The 24,815-nt window shown below is 47.6% G+C and carries 23 protein-coding genes; 8 read left to right on the top strand and 15 right to left on the bottom strand.

Going from position 1 to position 24,815, the window contains the following annotated elements; all coding sequences use genetic code 11:
* Position 1: 1 nt before the first annotated feature.
* The 8 genes from epsI to Q0R17_RS11405 all read right to left on the bottom strand — a co-directional run bounded on the left by epsI (position 2) and on the right by Q0R17_RS11405 (position 8,312).
* Positions 2 to 700 carry an exosortase-associated protein EpsI, B-type gene (gene epsI / locus Q0R17_RS11440; protein WP_293935289.1) on the bottom strand — a complete coding sequence of 233 codons (699 nt, stop codon included), beginning with the start codon at positions 698 to 700 and terminating at the stop codon, positions 2 to 4.
* The gene (xrtB, locus tag Q0R17_RS11435) at positions 693 to 1,583 is read right to left on the bottom strand and encodes an exosortase B (RefSeq protein ID WP_293935286.1); all 891 of its coding nucleotides are present in this window, start codon (positions 1,581 to 1,583) and stop codon (positions 693 to 695) included. The genes epsI and xrtB overlap by 8 nt, the downstream gene beginning before the upstream one ends.
* Before the next feature lie 5 nt (positions 1,584 to 1,588).
* A complete protein-coding gene (gene epsG, locus Q0R17_RS11430) occupies positions 1,589 to 2,464 on the bottom strand; it encodes a chain length determinant protein tyrosine kinase EpsG (protein ID WP_293935284.1) in 876 nt (291 codons plus the stop codon).
* Positions 2,461 to 3,840, bottom strand: coding sequence for a chain length determinant protein EpsF (gene epsF, locus Q0R17_RS11425; protein WP_293935282.1), 1,380 nt, complete (start codon positions 3,838 to 3,840; stop codon positions 2,461 to 2,463). The genes epsG and epsF overlap by 4 nt, the downstream gene beginning before the upstream one ends.
* 26 nt (positions 3,841 to 3,866) lie before the next feature.
* Entirely contained in the window at positions 3,867 to 4,628 is a 762-nt protein-coding gene (locus Q0R17_RS11420; protein ID WP_293935279.1) for an SLBB domain-containing protein, read from the bottom strand.
* Between the two features lie 23 nt (positions 4,629 to 4,651).
* Entirely contained in the window at positions 4,652 to 5,545 is an 894-nt protein-coding gene (locus tag Q0R17_RS11415) for an EpsD family peptidyl-prolyl cis-trans isomerase (protein WP_293935276.1), read from the bottom strand.
* 34 nt (positions 5,546 to 5,579) lie between these two features.
* The gene (locus tag Q0R17_RS11410) at positions 5,580 to 7,064 is read right to left on the bottom strand and encodes an undecaprenyl-phosphate glucose phosphotransferase (RefSeq protein WP_293935274.1); all 1,485 of its coding nucleotides are present in this window, start codon (positions 7,062 to 7,064) and stop codon (positions 5,580 to 5,582) included.
* A gap of 75 nt (positions 7,065 to 7,139) precedes the next feature.
* The gene (locus Q0R17_RS11405; RefSeq protein WP_293935271.1) at positions 7,140 to 8,312 is read right to left on the bottom strand and encodes an outer membrane beta-barrel protein; all 1,173 of its coding nucleotides are present in this window, start codon (positions 8,310 to 8,312) and stop codon (positions 7,140 to 7,142) included.
* Between the two features lie 814 nt (positions 8,313 to 9,126).
* Between Q0R17_RS11405 and hpaR the strand changes: the two genes are divergently transcribed.
* Both hpaR and Q0R17_RS11395 read left to right on the top strand, forming a co-directional pair.
* On the top strand, positions 9,127 to 9,576 hold the full coding sequence (hpaR, locus tag Q0R17_RS11400; protein ID WP_293935269.1) for a homoprotocatechuate degradation operon regulator HpaR: 450 nt from the start codon (positions 9,127 to 9,129) through the stop codon (positions 9,574 to 9,576).
* Between the two features lie 58 nt (positions 9,577 to 9,634).
* Positions 9,635 to 9,784 carry a hypothetical protein gene (locus Q0R17_RS11395; RefSeq protein ID WP_293935266.1) on the top strand — a complete coding sequence of 50 codons (150 nt, stop codon included), beginning with the start codon at positions 9,635 to 9,637 and terminating at the stop codon, positions 9,782 to 9,784.
* Between the two features lie 50 nt (positions 9,785 to 9,834).
* Here the strand turns inward: Q0R17_RS11395 and Q0R17_RS11390 are convergent, their stop codons facing one another.
* From Q0R17_RS11390 to Q0R17_RS11370, 5 genes are all read right to left on the bottom strand, one after another.
* Positions 9,835 to 10,416: a DUF3156 family protein gene (locus Q0R17_RS11390; RefSeq protein ID WP_293935264.1), complete on the bottom strand. Its 582-nt coding sequence runs from the start codon at positions 10,414 to 10,416 to the stop codon at positions 9,835 to 9,837.
* Positions 10,397 to 11,908, bottom strand: coding sequence for an APC family permease (locus Q0R17_RS11385; protein WP_293935263.1), 1,512 nt, complete (start codon positions 11,906 to 11,908; stop codon positions 10,397 to 10,399). Before Q0R17_RS11385 ends, Q0R17_RS11390 begins: the two co-directional genes overlap by 20 nt.
* A 125-nt stretch (positions 11,909 to 12,033) precedes the next feature.
* On the bottom strand, positions 12,034 to 13,377 hold the full coding sequence (locus tag Q0R17_RS11380; protein WP_293935261.1) for an aspartate aminotransferase family protein: 1,344 nt from the start codon (positions 13,375 to 13,377) through the stop codon (positions 12,034 to 12,036).
* A gap of 104 nt (positions 13,378 to 13,481) precedes the next feature.
* Positions 13,482 to 14,594 (bottom strand): class II histone deacetylase, encoded by a 1,113-nt coding sequence (locus Q0R17_RS11375; RefSeq protein ID WP_293935259.1) that lies wholly within the window; start codon positions 14,592 to 14,594, stop codon positions 13,482 to 13,484.
* A gap of 92 nt (positions 14,595 to 14,686) precedes the next feature.
* Complete coding sequence (locus Q0R17_RS11370) at positions 14,687 to 15,679, bottom strand: helix-turn-helix transcriptional regulator (RefSeq protein WP_293935257.1); 993 nt, start codon at positions 15,677 to 15,679, stop codon at positions 14,687 to 14,689.
* 405 nt (positions 15,680 to 16,084) lie between these two features.
* Between Q0R17_RS11370 and Q0R17_RS11365 the strand changes: the two genes are divergently transcribed.
* The 6 genes from Q0R17_RS11365 to Q0R17_RS11340 all read left to right on the top strand — a co-directional run bounded on the left by Q0R17_RS11365 (position 16,085) and on the right by Q0R17_RS11340 (position 21,999).
* The gene (locus tag Q0R17_RS11365; RefSeq protein WP_293935256.1) at positions 16,085 to 16,849 is read left to right on the top strand and encodes a fumarylacetoacetate hydrolase family protein; all 765 of its coding nucleotides are present in this window, start codon (positions 16,085 to 16,087) and stop codon (positions 16,847 to 16,849) included.
* A complete protein-coding gene (locus tag Q0R17_RS11360; protein ID WP_293935255.1) occupies positions 16,846 to 17,610 on the top strand; it encodes a fumarylacetoacetate hydrolase family protein in 765 nt (254 codons plus the stop codon). The genes Q0R17_RS11365 and Q0R17_RS11360 overlap by 4 nt, the downstream gene beginning before the upstream one ends.
* Before the next feature lie 24 nt (positions 17,611 to 17,634).
* On the top strand, positions 17,635 to 19,095 hold the full coding sequence (gene hpaE, locus Q0R17_RS11355) for a 5-carboxymethyl-2-hydroxymuconate semialdehyde dehydrogenase (RefSeq protein WP_293935253.1): 1,461 nt from the start codon (positions 17,635 to 17,637) through the stop codon (positions 19,093 to 19,095).
* A gap of 74 nt (positions 19,096 to 19,169) precedes the next feature.
* Positions 19,170 to 20,018, top strand: a complete 849-nt coding sequence (gene hpaD, locus Q0R17_RS11350) for a 3,4-dihydroxyphenylacetate 2,3-dioxygenase (protein ID WP_293935252.1) — start codon at positions 19,170 to 19,172, stop codon at positions 20,016 to 20,018.
* 39 nt (positions 20,019 to 20,057) lie between these two features.
* The gene (locus tag Q0R17_RS11345; RefSeq protein ID WP_293935249.1) at positions 20,058 to 20,444 is read left to right on the top strand and encodes a 5-carboxymethyl-2-hydroxymuconate delta-isomerase; all 387 of its coding nucleotides are present in this window, start codon (positions 20,058 to 20,060) and stop codon (positions 20,442 to 20,444) included.
* An 85-nt stretch (positions 20,445 to 20,529) separates the two neighbouring features.
* On the top strand, positions 20,530 to 21,999 hold the full coding sequence (locus Q0R17_RS11340) for an NAD-dependent succinate-semialdehyde dehydrogenase (RefSeq protein ID WP_293935247.1): 1,470 nt from the start codon (positions 20,530 to 20,532) through the stop codon (positions 21,997 to 21,999).
* Positions 22,000 to 22,153: 154 nt separating this feature from the next.
* On the opposite strand, the gene Q0R17_RS11335 is transcribed toward Q0R17_RS11340, so the two are convergent.
* Complete coding sequence (locus Q0R17_RS11335) at positions 22,154 to 23,137, bottom strand: T6SS immunity protein Tli4 family protein (protein ID WP_293935246.1); 984 nt, start codon at positions 23,135 to 23,137, stop codon at positions 22,154 to 22,156.
* The coding region (locus Q0R17_RS11330) for a triacylglycerol lipase (RefSeq protein ID WP_293935243.1) at positions 23,134 to 24,815 on the bottom strand (1,682 nt) is incomplete at its 5' end. The genes Q0R17_RS11330 and Q0R17_RS11335, both read right to left, overlap by 4 nt.

Genomic DNA, 24,815 nt, shown 5'->3' with positions numbered 1-24,815 from the left:
ATTACTCTCCATTTAAATTTCCAGCCAGTCTAATTCTGGTTTGTTTATCAACACTATTTAATAGATCATTAGTAAATTTTTCTTGCAGCTGGTACGAAGCATCTATTTCTGTTGAAATATTGGATACCCTAAATAATAAGCCATCTGGGATCGTGCCTTTTAAACCATAACTTATTTGAGCTAACTTTCTATCAAACCCAGAACGCAGCGCGGTTTCCCCTATGGTGATCCAATAGCTTATTGGCTCTGTTCTACTCCCGTTTACCGCAAGCAAACGCCGTACCGGTATATAATCATTTTTATATTTCAATTTTCCATCATGTGTATTTTTCAATTCAAATCCTTGTGCTGGATAACAGTACTCTGGCCTATGTACTTGCGATCCATCCCCCCCTTGATCTCTGCCATAGGCAATAGAAAGCATAATTTGCTCGCCTTTAGCATTAATATAAGTACGGTTTACTATTTGGCTATAGAGATTATCTAGTTTTTCTTGTAATTCTGGGCTTGTACTAATAGGCACGACTCGTGTATCTAATGTCCAATCAGCAAAGGCATTGGGGATAGACTTTTCTAAATTTATCTTTGGCTTAGTGTCAGCCATCGCATTTTTTGGGGTGAGTGTATAACCTAAAGTTGCCGATAAAAATAGAGCAGTGGCAATCATCAATGCATATTTATTCTTTTTAAAATCAAGCATGCTTTTTAATTCCTGCATCAGTTACACCACATTTTTTCATGATCCAACCAAGCAGTGTGTCAAATGACATTAACAAAAATAACGCGGCCCCAAATAATACAAAACCCGCAAACCCATGCAAAAACCCTTGGCCAGCAGCATCGCCAAAATAATAGGTAATCAAAATAAGAGTGATCACACGAATTGTATTGGCCGTAAAGGAAATCGGCACAACCATTAATGCAATACAAACATTACGGGGCACAGACTTATACCCCATTAAGTTTAAATACAATAAACCAATTGCTTCTAGAGTAAATAGCGTATGTAAGCCTGCACAGGCATCCGCCACCAGCATTTGATATTGTGCAATTTGAATAATTACCCCAGTGCGCGAAACGGGATAGCCCGCATGGTAAAGCAAGGATTCTGCAACATAAGAAACCGCCATTTTCATTGGCAAAGTAAGTGCAGTCACCAAAGTCCCTGGCAATGGCAGCATAAATAACATAAAAAACAATGGAAACCACATTAAGCGCAAGGCTTCCCAGCCACCAAATAGAAGTAATAATGAAGCAAGTACCGCAATAAAAGAAAAAGCCAATACCAAGTCAATCGATTGTGATTTACCTAAAATAAATAATAGACAACTTAAAAGTAACAAAATACCGCCAAATGCAGACTGCTGTTTTCCCTCAATACAGGCGGAGATTAAGCCATCTTTATTACGATAGAAAAGCCATAACCCTATCGCCAATACAATGGGGCCGTGGGCTTGGCTCTCTTCTCCCCAGATATGGTTTAGTAACCACCAAAAAGCTGGAATAAACATGGCAGCCAAGCCAATAAGTACTGGCCCAGTTTTAATCAGTAATTCGCGCGGATTATTTGCATAGGCCATCATTTTGTTCACTCTTCAGCCGTAGCAAGCACGCAGCCTAGAATCTCTGCGCCAGTAGACTCCAGCTGCTCACGGGCTTGTGCTAGGCCTTTAACCGTTGTTTGGTTGCGATTTACAATCAAGACAACTCCTTTTGTTCTGGCTGCGATAAGCTGAGCATCCATGGCGCTCATCAATGGGCTAGTGTGGTAAATGACGACATCAAACTGATTGGCAAGCTCGCCTACTAGCTGGCTAAATGAATCTCGTGAAAGCAGCTCTTGCGGATTGGGTGCCTGTGTTCCTGCAGAAAGCACGGATAGATCACGCAAATCGCCGACTTTTTGTATCGCCTCTAGCCCTGCTCTATTAGCCAAAACATCGCTTAAACCAATACGATTTGTTTGACCAAATAAGGCATGCTGATGTGGGGAGCGCAAATTAGCATCCACCAATAAGGTATGCTCACCAAGCTGTGAAAACACCACAGCCAAATTAGCCGCCAGCAATTCTGTCGTGATTCCAGCATCATATGAAGCCAAGGCTATCGATTTATTACCATTTTCAATCCAGCACAGTAACAATTGGCTACGTAAGCTACGTAAAGCCTCTACTCTTGGATCAAATGGCTTATATGCAGCGATAATACGTTCATCAATCCCGCTTTGGCCTGAGCTAAGATAAGGGTATGCAAATTGATGAGCCAATACATCTTGGATATCTGCCTCAGTAATAAAGCCCAGTTGAATAGCCGCTTGACCAAAGCGTAAATTGCTTTCTTTTTGCAACAACAATACTTTTTCAGCTTGGCTAACCGTAAGCTTTCCTGCATCTAATAACTGCTTACCAATATTACCAGCAGCAGTAGTTGTATTTATAATCTCATGATTAATTACGTTATTCATACTTTCACCCCTAACAAGCGACCAAATTTTCTTTTCTTATTACGGGCCGGTAATGGCAAATCGGCTAATACAGAAATGCCAAGCATCATTTCAATATCTTCTTTGCTACGAATACGCCGATCGAACAACTCAGCAAGCATGACAGAGCCAACAGCCAATATCGAACCTACAAAAATAGCCAAAACTAGATTTAATAGAATTCTAGGACTGGAATGCTTTAAAGGCGGCGTAGCAGACTTTAATATCGTGATATTGCTTTGATCCAAACGGCTTTCCAGCATAGTTTGGCTAAAACGCTGCAAGGCTTGATCATAACTCCGCTGTGCGTTATCTACATTACGCTGTAATACATCAATATTGGCGCGGCCTGATTTCAACTCTAAAACCCGCTCTTTTTGTGCCTTCATTGCTTCATTTAATGAAGCCTGACGTGATTGTGAATTACCAGCAACCCCGCTTAAGCCACCTGAGTATTGAGTCATCAAGTCATTTAATTGACTTTGTGTTGCAGTCACCTCAGCCAGTGCTTGACGATAATGCGGATGATTAGGGCCATTTTTTTCTGCTAACTCTTTTAATTTTGCTTCCTGTGCCGATAACTGGCCTTTTAATTGCAAAATAAGTGGATTATTTAAAACATCTGGCGCACTTTGGCCACCTCGTGCCCGTGCTTGAGCATCAAAAGTTTGCGATTGAGCACCTACCAATTGGCTAGATATTTCATTTAAACGCTGCATTTCAAGATCAAGGCGCTCATCAGTGGCTACAATGCCTTTTTCTTGCTGATACTCAGATAGTTTTTTCTGAGTTTTTTCTAAATTAGCCTGCAGTGTTTTTAATTGCTCTTGGAAAAAAATATTATTTTGTTGAGCCGATGCCACTTTAATATCAATCGTTGTACGAATATAAGCCTGAGTAAATGCATTGGCTAAGGTTGCTGCAAACTGCGGATCCGTTGCTGTATATGACAAATTAATCACATTACTTTCACGGCTTGGTTTTACTTCCAAACCTTTTAATAAAGATTCAGCAAACCAGTTTCTGATATCACCCTGCCCCTTAGTTGCTTCAGCAAACTGAGCTTGTGCCTCAGGAAGCTTTGTTAGTTCAAGGGTATCCACAACTTTTAATGCGCCATTCTGACTCCCAATCATTTCAACTTGCGTTGCCATAAAACTTGGGGCTAAAAATCCGGCTACCTGCTGCCCCGTAACCGGATCATTCGCCTTAATATCCACGGCCAAAGCAGCATCAGAAGTATATTGCTTTGGCAATATCAAGCTAATAATCAGAGTTACTAAAATAACAGTAGCAAATACAGCAATCCCAATATGCTTTCTAGCGCGTAGAATATTTAAAAACTGTTCGAGTGTCATTATTAGATTTGCTCTATACGATTAAATTAGAAAAGGCTTTCTTGAACAAAAATAGTATCGTTTTCTACGAGTAAATCACTTAATTTAGCCTCTACTTTCGTAACCGCACCAAACTGATCAATTCGATGAATTTCTAAGCTGCGCTGCGATGCACGTGGATTAAATCCACCCGCAACCGCCAGCGCTTGCATCACCGTCATTTTTGGCTCCATGCGAAACACACCAGGGCGATTTACTTCACCATAAACATAAAACTGCTGAGCGCGCGGCACATAGACAACATCACCATTAACAATTGGCATATTACGTTTTGTTTCATTCGATAATTTCATCGATTGATTTAGGCTATATTCAATACGCTCTGAACCACGCAACACTATAATTGTGTCACCAGCATTTGGGTTTAGCCCTCCTGCAATAGCAATCAAATCAACCAGACCCGTTGCACCTTCCAACGCATAACGCCCAGCTCGATTAACCTCACCAATCACAGCAATCCGCTGGCTACGATATTGAGAAATTAAAACGCTAACATTAGGGTTATTAATAAACCCACCCTTTTTAAGAGCACCGCCAATCAGTGCTTCTGCATCTGTGTACTGCAGCCCCAAAAGCTTTATATCGCCTAACAAGGGAAATGCAACGGCCCCCTTATCATTTAGTTGCAATTCAGTTGTTAAATCCGGGTGATCGTAAACACTAATTTTAACTATATCGCCAGGCCCAAGCCGATATTCAGCATTAGGAGCAGCCAAGGCAAAAGCATTGTAAAAAAATACAAAAACCAAGGCAATAAAATGCTTTGCTTTCATTATTTTAATCCTTTCAGTCCTGCTTTTAATCCATCATCCGTGCTTGATGGGCTGCTCGCTGCTTCAGGTTTAGTCTCAACAAATTTTTGGGTATATTCAATTTTTGCCGCGTCGCGCAATGCTTTAATTTTAATTTTTGCATCCACCTGTGCTTTGTCATTTTGTAAATAACGTTTAATTAATGGCGCAGCATTTTCTTTTGCAACAGGAGCCGATACACTTTCTTTTAATAATAGCAATACTACTTTGTCACCTTCTGGCATCGTCATAATATCGCCAGGTTTCATTGCAGAAAATTTTGATAACAAAGCCAATGGCAGTTGCTCAGCCGTACGTTTTACTTCATTTTCACTAAATTGAACTTTTGCACCACCTAAAGTAGCTTTAACCTGCTGTACATTTGTTATTTTATCTAGTTTTTTAATTAATTCATCGCTATATGATTTTTTGTCAACACTAAACACAGAGAAATCATAGTTTTTACGCTCAGCAAATAAAGCTGGATTTTGATTATAAAATTTATCAATATCTTCTGCTTTTAATTCTTCAGCTTTACCTAATACACGCTCTGCAGCGGCTTGCGATAAAATTTGGCGTTTAGCCGCTTCAATCGCTTGCAAAATATTGGGTTCTCTATCTAATTTTAGATCGGTTGCTTTTTGCACTAGCAACTCTTGATCAATAAGTTGATCAAGCATTTGCTGCTTAATAGCTGGACTGGCATCTTGAACTTGCCCTAGCAGGCCATTTAATTGATGGACAGTAATTTCTGTTTTATTTACTTTGGCTAAAACTTGGCTTGGTGATTTTTTTTCGTCTTTGTCGCCACATGCAGACAGCAACATAGCGGCAGTAAGGGTTAAAACAATAGGTTTCATGGCTATTTTGAGCATTTTAATTCCTTAGCATTTATTTTTTAAATTAAATTTAATAAGCATTTCTGTCGCGGAAAATAACAACAACAGTCAAAACTATAATTTTTAAGTCCAACCATACAGACCAATTACGCAAGTAATCTAAATCATATTTGATACGACTCTGCATTTTATCCAGTGTATCTGTTTCCCCTCTAAAGCCATTTACCTGGGCCCAGCCAGTAATACCTGGTTTTACTTTATGCCGAATCATATAGCCTTTAATTAATTTTCTATACTGTTCATTATGCGCATTAGCATGCGGCCTTGGCCCCACAATACTCATTTTTCCCTGCAGTACATTAATAAACTGAGGTAATTCATCTAAAGATGTTTTGCGTAAAAAGCTACCAATTGATGTTAACCTTTGATCATTCTTGGTTGCTTGGATGACTTTGTCACCATCTTCCATGACCGTCATGGAGCGAAACTTATATACCAGCACACTGTCGCCATTTTCACCATAACGGCGCTGCTTAAAAAATACCGGCCCCTCAGATGTGCATTTAACTGCGAGTGCAATTCCTAATAAAATAGGCCAGATCATCATTAAAATCAGCACCGACAATACAATATCACTTATTCTTTTCACTACCCCATTCAACCCCATAAAGGGGCTTTCACAAATAGCAACAATAGGCATTCCCGCTACGTTATCAAACCGTGCATTAATTAAATCAAAAACAAACAAATCGGGGATAAAATAAATAGATGCAGTGCTATCTTTAAGCTCATCAATTAAATCAAGCACCCTAGGCTGCGAGCTCATTGGCAGGGAAATAAATATTTTTTTAACGCCATGCAGCTTAACAAATTGAGGTATAGCATCTAAGCCACCAATTAAATGTTCTGCGGCACTTTTTGGCAGCCTACTAACAGATCTATCATCAAAATATCCAATAAAGTCCATTTTTAAAAAAGGCTCTTCATTGATATTTTTTACTAAAATTTGGCTGGGATGATTTACCCCAACTACAACGACTTTACTATGCTCTGCATTTTCTCCCGAGTCGACTCGTAAAACATAGACTCGAATAGCCATATGCACACCAATTAAAACAATAGGCGCAACAATAAACCAGGTAATAACGAAAGGTGGATGATAGTAATTAATAAACCCAGAAACGCGCCCAATCAGTATTAAACCGATCACCACTCCTAGCCATTCAACAATAAAACGCCCAAGCCCTAACCATGACCGTGAGTAGCCAGGAATAAATAAAAACATACCATCCAACAAAAGGGCGGTTAGTAAAAACGAAAGCGCACCTAAAACAAACTCATAACCATCCATCGCAATATCAAAGGGAATGGATAATAAATAAAGCGTTACAACAACTAAAACTGGATCGATAAACAACTTGAAAAAACTAATAAAAGGTGCCGCATTAGAGAACTCACGGAACCGATCAGCAAGCAAACTAGGTGCGGAGACTATGCTCGACTCTAATTCCTTACCATCCATATATTGGTCAATATTTTTTACTGTATCATTCACAGTGATAAAAACCCCCTAGGCAATTTTCTCATTGGTTAATTAAAAAAACCATCCACTTATAGTTTATTAAAAAATTCAATAAACCAGTGTGGCATTTAAACCAACTTGATAGTATTTGTAGTCACTATTATTCAAACTACTATCCCGTTTTTCCGTCTGCAAATAACTATTAATCGTTAGCTGCCGTAGTACTTTGTACCCCATGCCTAAACGTAAGCTATTTGTTGTTTCTTCATTACTAGAATTACTACCAGCCACCTCAAAACTACGATCGCGCTGATTTAAATCAAGATTCCAATTTATTTTTTCTGACATAGACCAACGAGCATTAAAATTTACATGCTGATCTAAGTTTCGTCCTGCACCACTCGTAAACTCTGCAAAACTTTTCCCATAGCTGAGCTTTAGTTGTGTTTTATCTGTGACTCGCCAAAGAAGCCCTAAGTCACCCTGTGGGGTATATTGGCTTTCATCATTAAATGCAGAAACCCAGCGGCTCATCCCTAAAGACAGATTTAAATCAATTTTACTACTCGGGGCATAAGCCATGTCTAAAGAGCTAATTTGTTCTGTAAAACCAGCTCTAAATGGTAAATCTTGATCATAGGTATATTTTCGCCAGCTATGCTGAGCCGAAATATAATTACCTTTTTTAGAGCTATAGCGCATACCTAAACTAACCATATTACTTTTTGCATCAATATATTTTTTTACATCATGTTGCTCTGTACTAACCATTGCAGTTGCAATAATTGCAACCGTGCTTTTTAGTTGCAATGCACCCTGCCAATTTATACTATCTTGCTTTTGCATATCCAGCGCGCTATTGCCATTTGAGCCAAGTGAATTATCCTCAAATGAAGACATGCGTGTAGAGGTATTGGCCCTCAGTTGCCCAGTTGCGATACTACCCACTACCCAATCCCAAACTAAATTTGCGTTCCACTCATTGTGGTTTAAATCTGTAAAATTAAGATAATTAATTTGATTCACACCCACTACAACATGTACAAGCTGACGCGACATAACTAAGTCTAGGCTGCCACCTAAACGGGTTTCTATTTTCGAATCTGCTCTTTTGCCATGTTTATTAGTTTGTGCATTCGTTATATCTTCATCTAACTTAAATAAATTACTATCGTATTGATAAGCAAGATCAGCAGTCAACTTAAATAGATCTTCAGGGCCATAAGCAGCTTGCGCATAATCGACCACGCAAAATCCAATTAGGCAGGCACGAAACCACATTACTAGCATCCTTGCTTTCTTTATCATCTTATAATTTATGAAGATACATCAGTTGTATTGCAAACTTCCTACCAAGAAGCCTACTTCATGACACTTTTATTATTTCTTTATCGGTGCAGTTTACCTGTGTTTTTAACTTACTGCATGATTTGCTCTATATTACATAATGCTTATAGACAGAACAACCCTAGCACAGGTGATAAAGCTCACCTCTGACTTTTTATTTTTTTTCATTACTGAAAAAACCACAATGCTTACAAAAAATTTATCCAGATAGATAATCTACCTTGATAAATTTGGAGGATAGATAACCACAGGCTTATCCATTTTGCATATTCGTGCATAAGATAAATCACTGTAACTCTCGCCAATGACATGGTCATTGGCAAACAAGTGCTGAGCATGCCGACACTTATAATGCTTTAGCAATGAACTCTATTAAAGAAAAGCACTTTAACAATGACGAAAGCATAAACCAAACCATTGTCTATTTATGCAACTCTAGTCATAGCTAATGCAACGCCTACAGAGCCTATGCATGCTGACCGCTTTAAACGGCAAATAGCACTCACTTGGGATAGGCACTAGCAACTTGAATCCTACGCTTAATCAACTGTCCCTCTTTTGATCTAAGCCGAACTTTTAAATCAAAGGCTTAGTGAGGGTGTCACAGCCAACAGAAGGGGCCTAGGGGATTGAAGAGGGATATCGACATAACATTTAATAAATAAACAGCAGTAGCGCAGTCATAGTTGTTAGCAAAATATAAATGTTATTATATTAAGTATATTTTTAACCAACATAGTCCAAACGCATGAGCCAACAGACCTCCCTGCATCAGCACCGTTTGCCACAGCACCTGCTGAGTGCCCGTGAGGCCGTGATGTCCTATTTCAGGCCAATGCTAAACAGCTTTAATCTGACCGAACAACAATGGCGCATTATGCGACTGCTTGATGATCGTGGCGATATGGAAGCGGGCGTTATTGCTGGGCTGGCCTGTATCCTTCCCCCCAGCCTGACTGGCATTCTGGTCCGTATGGAAAAAACTGGGCTGATTCACCGCAGCAAAGATACGGTGGATACGCGCCGCCTGATTATCTCGCTTTCGGCAAAGGGCAGTGAACTAACTCGCCAGATCCTGCCCGTTTCAGCACGCTATTACGAGCAAATCGAGCAGCATTTTGGCGCAGATAAGCTTGAGCAACTACTCACCCTCCTCACCGAGCTAGAGCAAATCCCCGACCCGCAGCAAGCGGACTAAACAGATGACTGCTTAAACCCCTGCAAATCTGACAAGCATTTGTATCCAGCAGATCACGATGTTTGTCCGCACATTATTGTGCATCCTCCCCGTGGGATTACTCCAAGAAACTATTTTATTTGATGGTGCAGATGTCGCCATGTCTAATCGTTTTGGTTTAGGCAAGCATGCTTGCCTGCTCACGATGGAAATAGTCTGCCTTGGATGAGCAAGTGGTGTGGAGCATTGTCAAAAAGGTTTGTGGCGGCCCCAACTAAATCACTTTATAAATAAAGCATGGCAGGCTCGTAACGACTGCAATAAAACTTGGCGTTGCTCCGTAATCAATCGGATATAGCGCCGCAGCGGTGGCATGCGACTGACCACCTCGCTAGCTCCAAAGTGCTCAATACAGAACTGCCAGCCCTCGTCCTCATAGCGCAGTTCACAGCGGCGAAAATCCAAAGGTAACAACGCCGCCTGTAGCGCCTTATCGTGCTGCAACTGGCGGGCAATCGCCGCCAAACTACCATCATCACGCCCTACAACCAAACAAACCGTGCCCAAACGACGCAGATTACCGGTATGACGAATAACAATACGCCCCGTCTTAATGACATCTGGCATTAGTGGAACAGGCATGCAAAATTCACAGCTGACGATATGCGACAAAAACAGCGACTCTGTATGCTCCCGCACCGAAAACGCCAGCCCATCGCTCATGACGCAAGCTAAAGTGCTCTGACCAATCAACTGGCAATCCACCGATAAATCCTGCCTTAACCGCAGCAGTGTGACACCAGGACGATAAGCCGCCGGTAAGCGATTACGACGTAGCCACTTAAACCAGCGGAGCAACATACTTAAGCTCTTTATCAAGAAGAGAGATACAGGCGGGTGCTTTACCGAACTCTTTTTCCAGCACAACTTCTATTTCAACAGGGCGAAATGGATGTACTTTTTGAACAAAAATCGTCCATACCAGCGCATACAACCCAGTCAGGCCCAACATCAATCCAAACGGCATATAAATATCACGAGGATTCATCCCCGGCGGGGTGATAAACCAGATGGCGATAAAAATCCCAGCACTGGAAATAATTTGTGGCAGAGGAAACCACGGCGAGCAGTAAGCCCTAGGGAAATCCGGACGACGTATACGCAACATCACGACCGAAATATTCACTAGCAGATAAGCCACTCCCCAAGCACATACAGCGGCCAGCACCAGTGGCAAAATACGATTCAGATCACCCTGAATGTACCAAGCATGTATACATGGCACGATTACAGCGGTCAAAATACCTGCCAGCGGGGTCTTAAAGCGTGGGTGCAGGTAAGTAAACACCTTGGGTAATGCGCCATCCAGCGCCATCCCATATAAGATGCGGGGCAGTGCTGCAATCAAGGTATTAATAGTGGCAGCACCAGCAAACAACAGGCCGATACCCAGCCAAATTTTACCCATCGGCCCCATAACCTGACTGGCAAACGCCGGTATGGCCATGGGCGTATCCAGAAGACGTGGGCCTGCTGCATTAGTCGGATCCACCAAGGTATTGGCCACCTGATGCACCATTGCCGCACCATAAAGAAACATGGTGACAGCCACACCAGTAAGGCCCAACTTAGTAGCCAAAGGAATATTGCGACCAGAGTTTTTCAGCTCCGGAGCCAAAGGGGTTACCAATTCAAAACCCACAAACATAAACATAGCCATACCAATCAGACTCAGCATCCCAGATGGATCAGTCAGATTCAATGGTGTGCCAAACCACCCTTCCAGCGGCACAGCAGGCGCTTTTAACAATCCAATCACAGCAAATACAGTCAGGGTGGCCCACATGACAAAGGTAAGAATAATTTCAATCTTGCCAAATACGGCAATCCCCAGAGCATTAAATACTCCAAATAATATTACTAGCCCCACCCCAATCAACCAAGAATGACCACTGCTTTCCATCATGGTATTGAGGTGTTCAAAGTTCACCAGCGCCATCACCCCAGACAAAATCGTCTCGGCGGTACCAGCAAACACATGTACCAGCAAATAGGCAGAGATCGTCCCAGTAATCGCAAAAAAACGCCCCATACCACAGGAAATGTAATCGTAAACAGCCCCTGAAGTCGGGAGCATAGAGGCCAGCTCAGAAAAGGTTGTCGCTTGCGCTTGCATCATAATCCAAGCAATCACCATTGCTAATGCAAAAGTACTCCCCCCCATACCAAAACCGCTGGTCGCAGTAAGAATCACTGGGCTGGCCATTATTACCCCCACTGAGCTGGCCAGCGCCACGGAAAACCCCACCTCTCCCTGAGCAAGGTAGTGGCTAAGCTTATGCTGAATTGTCATTGATTGTGACCCCTTACCTTTCTATGTAAGCGACGTTCACTGTCTGATTATGGTCCTGCACCGCCAGCCTCTCACACACAAAGACCAAAAACGGCACAGGTAAAATACCCGCCTCAGTCTCATGGTTAAGTAGCTAAACCAGCCCCCGCAAAACCGGCATCCAGTGCCGCAACGATCATATCTAGCTGCGACGGCTGGATGACCAACGGCGGTGACAGGATGATTTTTGTTCCTACTGGGCGCACCAACACACCGTGTTCTCTTGCGATTTGTGCTACTCGGTTGGCATAGCCTCCCGTAGGGTCTATTGGCTCACGGCTGTGTTTGTCTACTACCAGATCCAGCGCCACCATCAGCCCCTTGCCACGCACCTCACCAACGGCAGCGTATTTGTCAGCAAATGGTTTCAGCCTAGACAGCAGATATTCGCCTTGAATGGCGGCATTGGCCGGTAAGTTTTCTTCCTGCACAATTTTGAGATTAGCCATCGCTGCGGCACACGCCACCGGATGGCCGGAGTAGGTATAGCCGTGCATGATGGCTCCGCCAAAATCAGCGTTCGCCGCAAAGGCATCGGCCACCCGCTGATTGACTACGGTAGCCCCCAGCGGGATATAACCCGAAGAAATACCCTTGGCTAAGCACATAATGTCCGGTGCTACGCCCCATAGGCGGCAGCCAAACATGGCACCAGAACGGCCAAAACCGGTGACGATCTCATCTGCAATCAGCAGCACGCCATATTTATCGCAGACCTCTCGAATCAGCGGCCAGTAGCTGGCGGGTGGCACAATCACCCCGCCCGCCCCTTGTATTGGTTCGGCAATAAAGGCCGCCACCGTGTCTGGGCTTTGAAACTGAATTTCCCGCTCTAGCATCTGGGCGCAAATCTGCGCCAGTGCTTCTGGGTCCTCTGTAAACGGATTACGGTAAGTCCACGGGGTTTCCACATGAAAGCAGCCCGGTAGTAGCGGCTCGTAATTACGCCGGAACACAGTGTTACCGTTCACCGAAGCCCCACCAAAATGCGTGCCGTGGTAGCCCTGCTTTAACGAAATAAACTTGTTACGATCCGGCTGCCCCTTTACCCGCCAGTACTGTCGGGCTAGTTTTAGCGCGGTTTCTACCGCATCCGAGCCACCACTACTAAAGGCCACACGGGCCATATCCTCTGGCTGCAGCATATCAATTATCATGGCGGACAATTCTTCGGCACGCGGGTGGCTGATGCCGTCAAATAGTTGGAAGTATTCCAGCTCGTCTAGCTGCTGCATGATGGCTTGCTTGATTTCACTGCGGTTGTGGCCCACGTTCACATTCCACAAACCGGCTACGCCATCCACCAGTTTGTGCCCTTTGTCGTCGTACACATAACAACCATCACCGCGCACGATGCGGATCGGCTCACGGCGCTGCATTTCATTCGGATGCAGCATAGGGTGCCAAAAGCGGGCTTTATCGTAAGACATCGTTCACTCCTTTAGATTATCAAAGCCGCAGCATCAGCATGCGGCGGATACCCATAATTAAAGCGTTCGGCAGCAGCCTGCCTATCGCTTCAATGGCTTGCCACTTACAGCCCGCAAGCCACGGCCATTTCATCTAGCAATTGCCGCTGCAGCGCCTGCAGGGCGGCACAGGGCTGCTGCAGCTCAACAAAATTAAGCAGCGGATCAATCACCTCGGTGCGGATGCCCGATAATTCTTCCAACACGGCCAGCCCGCAGAACGGTACATAGGCATCGGAATACCCCCCCTCATGCACCAGCACCAGCCTGCCATCCGCGTGGCGCTCTGCTACCTCGGCGCTCAGCTTGGTCATCAACCGAAAAGTTTCGCTATGCGCCAACATGCGCGCCAACGGGTCCACCGCGTTGGCATCGTAGCCGCAGGCCACCACGATAAGCTGTGGTTTAAAACGATCTAACGCTGGGACCACCAGCCTTTCCATCGCATAGCGGTAAGCATCGTGGCCACCGCCAGGTAGCAACGGCACATTGATGTTTGCCCCTTCACCCGCGCCGCTGCCATGCTCTGTTGCGCCGCTGTAGCCAGGCGGAAAACAACCGTCCTGATGTAGTGAAATGGTTAGCACATCTGGGCAGTCGTAATAGATTGCCTGCGTGCCGTTGCCGTGATGCACGTCCCAATCCAGGATAGCCACCCGCTTCAGGCCATAGCGGGCCTTGGCCGCTTCCACCGCAATGGCGATATTTGCTAAACAGCAAAACCCTATCGCCTGATCCGGCAAGCAATGGTGGCCCGGTGGACGGGACAGCGCATAAGCTTTATCCACTTCACCGGCCATTACGGCATCCACTGCGGCAAGGGCTAGCCCCGCAGAAAGACAGGCAATGTTGTAACTACCAGGGCCAATAGGCGCATGGTCGCCCAGCTCGCCGCCGCCTGCATCGCTCAAAGCCTTAAAACGCGCTAGATACGCAGGGGTATGCACCCGTAGTAGCGCCTGTTCACTGGCTGGCGCTGCACTACGTTGCAATAGCTGAGCGCTCAGGCCAGATACATCCAGCAGACTTTTCAGCCGCCGTTTAGTTTCCGCCGATTCAGCATGGCCAACGCCTGCCGGTGGCTGCACCCAGCCGCCCACTGGCAAGGTAAGCGCATGCAGGCCGGTGCTGTGCCACAGACACAGTTCATCAAAGAAAAACGCAGTACGCTTACTCATCACTAACTCCTTACAAAAAATGGCCGCAGCCAGCCCTGCAGTGCGCGCAAAAAGCGCCGCTGGCGGACTAACAAATCAGAGAAGCGGGTGGCTCAGCCCTCTATGGCAGGAGGGAGCTGATGTAAAAGAAGGGCAATGCCCGCCTTACCATGGATGCCCAGCTTGGTATAAATAGAGCGGATATGGTGGCGCACGGTATGGGGTGACATTCCCAGCAGCCGTGCAATTTCTTTATAAGTGCGGCCTTGGCCAAATAGCTTGGCCACGTCACTTTCGCGTACAGAAAGCTGCTCCATAACGCTGCGCTGACGGGCGGTTAGCAGATAAAGGTCATTCACCTGCCGCGCATCAATGTATACGCGGCGGCCATTGTAGCCCTGTGGTTGCACTCCTATCGGCAGGCGCGGCCCGAACCAATCCGGCCATTCGGCCAGCAACAACTCTGCAAAAGCGGGCTCGGCGCTTTGCAGCACCCCTTGCCCGTCGCACACCGCCAGTGCCAGCCGCGGCTCTGCACCTTCCAGCGACATCCGCAGCGCCTGCAGACTGCGGATTTGATTCAGCGATACCGCCGAAACCAGATGCGGCATTAGGCAGGACAACAGCTCACGCTCATCGGCACTGAATGGCGCAGCGCCTAGGCTACGATACAGCTCCAAATGATCGCTCAGCAGGGTTAGGTGATCAGAGCTGATCACACACAGCAGCTCGGCAATATCATAACGGGCACCTAGCCAGCGCAAACCCGCAGGGGATTCTTTGTGCTGCATGTCCACCACCACGGCCACGCCGGGCTCGGCATGTACCCGTGCCACCGTAATATCTTCATGGCTGATGGATTTCCAATCGGCCACATAGCTTTCCGGCAGACCAAATAGGTAGGAGCTGTGCTCTTGAGGCCCGGCATCGCCCTGTGCCGAACGCCCCCACCACGCTTTATCAAACGGCAACAGCGGCAGCAAACACTCCATCACCGCCTGATGAAAGCGTAGCAGCGATTCTTCACGCGCCAGCCGGTAAATCTCTAGCAGCACCGCCGCAAACACAGCCATGCTGGCCGGTGGACGAACACAGGGTTCAGTCATGATGGAACTCCTTTGAGTACACGGCTTTGCGGCCTTGCTGATGTTTGATCACATGCAACATTCATACAGTCTGTGTTACCCAACTCGCCCGCGCCATCCTACAGATGAGGGATGCGCTGAACGCCCGTTCAACAAGCCCAGCCTACATGAGCTTTGCAGAAAAACTGAGCAGCCACACTATGGCTTTTTGCTTATGCCATTTAGGGCAGCATAATAAATAAGCTTTAAAAACAAGCGCTAAGCAATAAGCCATTTCAGCAGTATCTACTCAGCGGCCAAGTAAGAAAACAAAATAAGGTAGTTGACAAAGCAGTATGCGCCGCCCTATAAAGTTAACATGTTAAGTAAAAATTGCAACTGCCCAAGGCAGATAAGCCTGAAGGTGCCGCACTCAAAGGAAGCAAAATGACTCGAGGCCAAATACTGCTTAACAATATGGCCTGTGGCGTTACGCTACAGGCAGATGGCAGCCTGCAAACAGACCATGGCAAAGTGCTAACAGGGCCGCCACACTGGCTGCCACCGATATCTGGCACGGTTTACGGCGTGGCCCTCAATCACCGCTCTCTTACCAACAGCCTAGCCACAGCATTTATCAATGAGCCCTATAAGGCGGCCCCCGTGGCCCCCGTGCTGTTTATTAAAACCAGCAACACGCATATTGGGCACGGCACAGCGATTCCCTTCCCCAATGGCGCAGCCTGCATTCAGGCGGGTGGCGCGCTAGGTGTGGTTATCGGCAGGCCCACACGTAAGGTGAGCGTGGCCAGCGCACTGGACTATATCGAGGGCTACACCGTGGTTAACGAGGTGAGCCTGCCGGAAGTCAGCTTTTACCGCCCAGCGATCAAGGCTAAATGCCGTGACGGCTTTTGCCCCATCGGCCCGTGGATCGTGCCCGCCACCGGCATCAACCCAGCGAATCTGTGCATAGAAACCCGTGTGAATGGCGAGTTGCGTGAAACCAGCCACACCCCAGACCTGATTCGCAACGTGGCCGAGCTAATCAGCGAGTTATCTCAATTTATGACGCTAGAAGCAGGCGATCTGCTGATTGCTGGCACGCCACTACGCAGCGTCAATCTGCAAATTGGCGATGTGGTCAGCGTCCGTATTGATGGCATAGGCACTCTGGAAAACACCGTCACGGCAGAGGAGCCAGCCCAATGAAGCACGCCCGCATTCTTTATCAAGAGCAGATCCACGCCGTGCTGGTTAACGACGATCACTCCGTCACCCTCAACAATGGCCAGATCCTGGCTGCGGCGGCGGTAGAGTGGCTGCCGCCAACACAGGGCACCATCTTTGCGCTGGGCCTAAACTACGCTGACCACGCCGCCGAGCTGGCCTTTAGCCCACCAGTTGAGCCGCTGGTTTTCCTTAAATCAACCGCTACGCTCACCGGCCACAACAAGGTATCGGTGCGGCCAGACAATATTCACTACATGCATTACGAGTGTGAGCTGCTGGTGATCATCGGCAAACGTGCAAAAAACATCAGGCGCGAGCAGGCCATGGATTATGTGGCTGGCTACAGCGTGTGCAACGACTACGCCGTGCGTGATTTTCTGGAAAACTACTATCGCCCAAATCTGCGCGTTAAAAACCGTGACACGCTCACCCCAGTCGGCCCTTGGTGGGTAGATAAAGCCGACGTGGCCGATCCAGCCAATCTTACCCTTAGCACTTGGGTCAATGGCGAGCTGAAACAGCAGGGCAATACCCGCGATATGGTGTTTGATATTCCCTTTTTAATTGAGTATCTCAGCGGCTTTATGACCCTTATGCCGGGAGACATGATTGCCACCGGCACGCCAGAAGGCCTAGCCAACGTGGTGCCGGGCGATGAGGTCATCACAGAAATTGAAGGCGTTGGCCGACTAGTCAACCACATCGTGAGCGAAGCCCAGTACGAAGCCACTCGGCGCTAAGCACGCCAATACTAAGGAGCAAGCATGATTAAGCACTGGATCAATGGCCGCGAGGTCGAAAGCAAAGAAACATTCACCAACTACAACCCCGCCACTGGGGATGCCATCGGTGAAGTTGCCAGCGGCGGTGCCGAGGAAGTCAACGCCGCCGTTGCCGCTGCCAAGGCGGCTTTTCCGAAATGGGCCGCGACACCGGCCAAAGAGCGTGCCCGCCTAATGCGACGCCTTGGCGAGCTGATCGATCAAAACGTGCCTGAACTGGCCAAGCTAGAAACACAGGACACCGGCCTGCCCATTCACCAGACCAGCAATGTGCTGATTCCCCGCGCCTCGCACAATTTTGATTTCTTTGCCGAAGTCTGCACCCGTATGGATGGCCATAGCTATCCGGTGGATGACCTGATGCTTAATTACACGCTGTATCAGCCGGTAGGCGTATGCGGGCTGGTTTCGCCGTGGAATGTGCCGTTTATGACCGCCACATGGAAAACCGCTCCCTGCCTAGCACTGGGCAATACCGCCGTGCTAAAAATGTCCGAGCTATCGCCACTAACCGCCAATGAGCTGGGCCGTCTAGCAATGGAAGCCGGTATTCCGGAAGGCGTGTTCAACGTAGTACAGGGTTACGGTGCCAACGCAGGGGATGCACTGGTACGCCACCCAGACGTGCGGGCCGTTTCATTTACCGGCGGCACCGCCACAGGCCGCAAGATTATGCAAACGGGCGGGATCAAAAAATATTCGATGGAGCTGGGCGGCAAGTCGCCAGTACTGATTTTTAATGATGCCGATCTAGAACGCGCACTAGACGCCGCGCTGTTTACTATTTTTTCGCTTAACGGCGAGCGCTGCACCGCAGGCAGCCGCATCTTTATTCAAGAAGGCGTCTATGACGCGTTTGTCGCCGAATTTGCCGCCCGTGCAAAAAAACTGATCGTCGGTGACCCGCAGGACACTCAAACTCAGATCGGCTCAATGATCACTCAAGCACACTACGACAAAGTCACCGGCTATATCCGCATCGGCATGGAAGAAGGCGCTAGCCTGCTGGCTGGCGGGCTAGAGCGCCCAGCGGGGCTGCCTGCGCATCTGGCTAAAGGCCATTTTATTCGCCCCACAGTGTTTGCCGATGTCGATAACCGCATGCGTATCGCACAAGAAGAAATCTTCGGCCCCGTGGTATGCCTGATGAAGTTTAAAGACGAAGCCGAAGCACTGCGTCTAGCCAATGATGTGGAATACGGATTGGCTTCTTATATCTGGACTCAAGACATCGGCAAAGCACACCGGCTGGCCCGCAGTATCGAAGCGGGCATGGTCTTTATTAACAGCCAGAACGTACGCGACCTGCGCCAGCCTTTTGGCGGCGTCAAAGCCTCTGGCACCGGCCGTGAAGGCGGTGCCTACAGCTTTGAAGTTTTCACCGAAATCAAAAATGTGTGCATTTCGCTAGGCAGTCATCACATTCCACGCTGGGGACTCTAAACAGCAGCACGGCAGATTTGTGAAAAACAAGCTGGCTAGCCAGCACCACCGCCCGCAGGGCAAAGGAAACCAGCATGGGCAAACTTGCTCTGGCGGCCAAGATCACGCATGTGCCGTCTATGTATTTATCGGAACTACCTGGCCCGCATCAGGGCTGTCGTCAGGCCGCTATTGATGGCCATAAAGAAATCGGCCGCCGCTGCCGCGAGCTGGGAGTGGACACCATCGTGGTATTCGACACCCACTGGCTGGTGAATTCTGGCTACCACATCAACTCTGCCCCGCATTTTAAGGGCGTGTATACCAGTAATGAGCTGCCGCACTTTATCAAAAACATGCCTTATGAATATAGCGGCAACCCAGAACTAGGCAGCCTACTGGCTGCAGCAGCCACGGCCGCCGGTGTACATACCCGCGCCCATGATGCCACCACGCTGGCGCTAGAGTACGGCACGCTGGTGCCGATGCGCTTTATGAATCCAGACCAACGCTTCAAAGTGATATCCGTCTCTGCACTTTGCACCGTACACAATCTGCAAGACAGCGCCACACTGGGGGCCGCCTTCCGCCACGCTATCGAAGAACAATACGATGGCACCGTGGCTATTTTCGCCAGCGGCTCGCTATCGCACCGCTTTGCGCAGAACGGCGTATCCGAGCAGTTTTTGCACCGAGTATGGAGCCAGTTTCTAGAAACCACGGATCACCAAGTCGTGGAGATGTGGCAACGCGGCGACTGGAAAACCTTCTGCACCATGCTGCCGGAGTACGCCGAAAAGTGTCATGGCGAAGGCTTTATGCACGATACCGCCATGCTGCTGGGCGCATTAGGCTGGGACCAATACACCGGTAAAGCCGAAATCATCACGCCCTATTTCGGCAGCTCCGGCACCGGCCAGATCAATGCCGTTTTTCCTGTTTAATCACAGACGGGCCGCTTGCGGCCTGCTCGGAGCCCGCCAATGCCACACTTTATTATTGAATGCACCGACAATATCCGCGAACAAGCCAAGCTGCCCGCACTGTTTAGCCAAGTTCACGCTTTTCTGACTGGCACCGGCTTATATCCGCTGGCCGGTATTCGCAGCCGAGCCATCTGGCTAGATACCTGGCGCATGGCCGATGGCGAAGCAGACTACGCCTTTGTGCATATGACGCTAAAGATTGGCCATGGCCGCACTTTTGACGAGCGCGAACACACCACAGAGGGCATGTTCGAGATTATCCGAGCGCACTTTCAGCCGCTGTCCGACACGCGCTACCTGGCGTTGAGCTTCGAGCTGAGCGAGCTGGATGCCAAGCTCAGCTACAAGCAAAACAACGTACATCAGCGTTTCAAAAAAGACTGACAACAAAAAGCCCCGCACACCCGCTGATCACCAACGGTGCGCACGGCAGCCTGCTGCTGCCCTCCTTCCACTCGTGAGCACAAAAATGACACTAAACGACCCCTTACTGCTTCAGACCCAAGCTTATATTAATGGCGCATGGGTTAACGGCGAGGATAATGCCGTCTTTGCCGTTAACAACCCTGCCAGCGGCGAGACCATCGCCAGTGTAGCCGCGCTGGGTACCGCTGGAACCCGCCGTGCCATCGAAGCCGCAGAAGCCGCATTACCCGCCTGGCGCGCACAAACAGCCAAAACCCGCTCGCAAATTCTGCGGCGCTGGTTCGACCTGATTTTGCTGCACCAGCAAGATTTAGCGCTAATCCTGAGCATGGAGCAGGGCAAGCCGCTGGCGGAAAGCCTGAGTGAAATCGCCTATGGCGCCAGCTTTATCGAATGGTTTGCTGAAGAGGCCAAACGCGCTTACGGCGATGTGATTCCCAGCCCGTTTAGCGACCGCCGTCTGATCACCATTAGGCAGCCCGTCGGCGTAGTGGCCGCCATCACCCCGTGGAATTTCCCTCACGCCATGATCACCCGCAAAGTGGGCCCAGCACTGGCAGCAGGCTGCACCGTGGTGGTAAAACCCGCCTCCGAAACCCCCTTGTCAGCGCTAGCGCTGGCCGTGCTGGCCGAACGGGCTGGCGTGCCCCGAGGTGTGCTCAATATTGTGACCGGCAACCGCGCCACTGAAATTGGTGCCGAGCTAAGCCACCACCCAGCAGTGCGCAAGCTGTCTTTCACCGGCTCCACCCGCATTGGTAAACTACTGATGCAGCAATGCGCAAGCACAGTCAAAAAGCTAGCGCTAGAGCTGGGCGGCAACGCGCCCTTCATCGTATTTGACGACGCCGATCTAGATGCCGCAGTACAGGGCGCACTGGCTTCCAAATTCCGTAACACCGGCCAGACCTGCGTCTGCGCCAACCGCCTGCTAGTGCAAGATAGTATCTACGACGCCTTTGCCAGCAAATTAACCGCAGCAGTGCGCCAGCTGCAGGTGGGTGCTGCCACCAGCCCAGGGGTACAGCAAGGCCCGTTGATTAATCACAAAGCCGTGGCCAAAATGGCCGAACATGTGGCCGATGCACTCAGCCAAGGCGCAAAGCTGCTCACTGGCGGTGCGCCGCACGCGCTGGGGGGTAATTTCTACCAGCCCACCGTACTAAGCGAAGTCAGCGAAAATATGCTGGTTGCTCAAGAAGAAACCTTTGGCCCACTGGCGGCATTGTTTCGTTTTAGCAATGAAGCAGAAGCCATCCGCCTCGCCAACGCCACCGATTCCGGCTTAGCCGCCTATTTCTACAGCCGCGACATTGGCCGAATCTGGCGCGTGGCAGAAGCAATCGAAGCGGGCATGGTGGGCATTAACGAAGGCATGATTTCAACAGAAGTCGCCCCCTTCGGCGGAATCAAAGAATCCGGCCTCGGCCGCGAAGGCTCCAAATACGGACTGGAAGACTTTATGGAAATAAAGTATTTATGCTTTGGTGGGCTAGCGGCTACGAATATGTAATACACCGCCGCAAATCACTCAACACCACTGGCGAAAAATAAACGTTTTCCGCCAGTGCACGCTAAGCCTATACCCAGCAGTAGGTTTACCAAGACTGGGGGCCACATCACAGCGGCAAACCAGCCATAAACAGAGCCTATCCCGCTTGCCCCTTTTATTGCGTTGGGCGAATTCGGATGGATTTTACGATAGTTTCGTAAAGGGCCATGACCTCTTGGTCCGTTAGAGTAGAAGGGAAAAGTTGCCCTCCTCCCCCTTCACCTGTGTTAACTTCTAAATGAATACTTGCCTTTAGTGGATTGCCCACTTCTCCTAATGTTTCCCACACAAAAGAGTGCGCTACGCCTGCTTCATCATCTGAAGGGAATCGATCTAGGATTTCTTCCCCTTTTAATGTATTTACTTCTCTATTACCTCGTTTGAAAGTTTTTATTTTACTTGCAAATTTAATTCTAATGCCGGTTTCATCTGTTCTTTCTAATAAAGGTTTATGTTGCTTGAAATAAACATCGCTGGAAATTCGTATTTTAACATATGGATTGTTTTTTAAAACTAAATATAGATTAGCCTCTTCTGCTTGGCTGGTTTTACCATCGTTGGCGACAAAACCATTTTCAAAACAAAATCCAGGCTCGCTTGGTATTTCTTTTTCATTACGATAGCGAACTTTATTTAGATATGTATCATATTTAATTTTCGTTTTTTCTATAAGCTTACTGGAAAAAGTTTCCCCACTCGTTTTAAAAACATACCCGTTACCTGCATATTTAAATGTATCAATACCATAAATATCACTACCAAATGCAGTCAAAACTGAAACGATAATTCTATTCTCTTTTGAATTAGGATATTTCACCTCAACAAGTTTGGCATCTTCTTTTTGTGTTTTCCCTTTTAATTTACTCTCTGCCTCTGCAGCCATTTCTTCAAACTTCACACTATTTGCTTTTAATATATCTATTTTAGTGGCAATGTAACTATTTCCATAGTTTTTTAATTCAGCAGCAACAGGAACGTCGACTAAATAACGACCAAAACAATAGGTTTTTGTGTTTTCAAACATTGTTGGCTCCACAGCATAGGTATTGGTATTGAAACCCAAGATGGCGACAAAAAGGGGAAATTTAATCATTTTCATGGTTTAGCTGGCTCGGCAAGTTGAATAAGTTTTGCAATGCTGTAAACCGTTGATTGCAATGCGTATTTATTTGCGTAGCTCATCTGATGATCAAAACCGCTTAATTTAAATACATTCAGTGGCGTGGGGCTGAGCTTTTCTAATACTGCTCCGGAATGGAGTGGCACCGTGCCATCGCCCGCCAAATCTTTGTCATTCGCCAGTTTAAAATTAGCAACTTTATTCTCTCCAAACGATACTTTCGATTTTCCAGTGGTATTGCGCCACTGATCTTTGGATGATATTAAAGTGGCTTCAGATTCAGTAGGTATTTTGTCGTTTGTTTTCCAGAAAATACTGCCAAAAGTAAAATACTTTTTATCATCAATACCGTAATAACCATATGTTTTAGGGTGTGCATATAAATCTAGCGTTTTATGAAATTGCTTTGCTTTCAATAATGCTATTTTATATGCCCCTTCAGAATCAACCCCTGTTTGTTCTTGCTTAGCAGAAATGGTTCCAGCAGGATCAATCAAACTAAGATCAACCATTCCCCACCAGCAATCGTCCGTAGTTTTGCCATAAATTTCTTCGTAAGGGTCTGATTTTGGCAATGGCTCAAGCAATTGCTTTTCTTCCCCTCCCGATGTTTGCACAAATTTCAGCCAGCCTGCTGGATAGTGCTTGGTCGGAAGCAGCTCCAATGGGCCAGGTGCGCAAGAGAGAGCGGGGGTGATATCGGCGGCACTCCAGCCAATGACGGCTGCGGCTCCCGCTCCTGCTAAATCATAAAAACTATCGACTTCAGTTCCGGCCCTAAAGCGCCGATACACCACCGGCGCACCGGCCACTGGCTGCACGCCGTGCACAATGCCAAGGATGTTAGCGTCTGACATCTGGGCGGCGCGGCGGGTGACAAAACCACCGAGCGAATGGCTGACTAAGATAACTTTACCATCGCAATGAAAGTAAGGACTTTTTTCATAATATGCGAGTACTTCATCAATCTTACTTAGTAAGCTCTTGGCCGATTCTTCACAGCTTTGCAGCCAGTTATAGCCATGCGCCCAAACTGGGTAGTAATAATGGTCGAGCTTGTCTATTTCTGCCTTATTAAGCGGCTCAGGCGTTTGCCCCCATGCTTTGCAAGCTTTAGCGGCAGCTTTTGAGTAATTGGGTTTGCCATTCTTTGTGTCCGTTTCGGCGCTGCTGCCCAAATGCATCAGCATGCCAATTTCAGCCAGCATGTGATTCCCATCATCCTCACTTCTGCCTGGCTTGCTGTATTGCTCATTTAGAATGATTTCTAGCTGTTGCAAGGTTCCGTGGTAACTATCGGCATGCAAGGCTCCCCAGCCGCGCTTTTTCGCTTCACTTTCTGTCAGCATATAAAAATTGCTGGGGATGGAGCAGGCTCCATCTGGATCGACTTCGGTGTCGTTTGGATTAAATGCAACTTGCCGTGACTCAGGCTTTTGTACGCTACTTTTTAAAGCCAGCCCCATGCCGGGTAACAGTCCATTAGGTGGCGACCATGCCCTTTTTTTACCTTTCGTCATCCGCAAATTTGTCCCCATAATCCCAGGCACAAAAATCACTGGAATCACGGTATGGGGCGGGCAAATGGCTAAGGCGTGTGGCGTAAATGATTCTGGGCTTTTGCACGAGGAAAACGTGGGGCAGCCCTCTTTATCAA

The sequence above is a fragment of the Iodobacter sp. genome, from assembly GCF_025352645.1.
Lineage (GTDB): Bacteria > Pseudomonadota > Gammaproteobacteria > Burkholderiales > Chitinibacteraceae > Iodobacter.
Note: the sequence above shows the minus strand (reverse complement) of the source record. Positions and strands in the feature narration are given on the sequence as shown.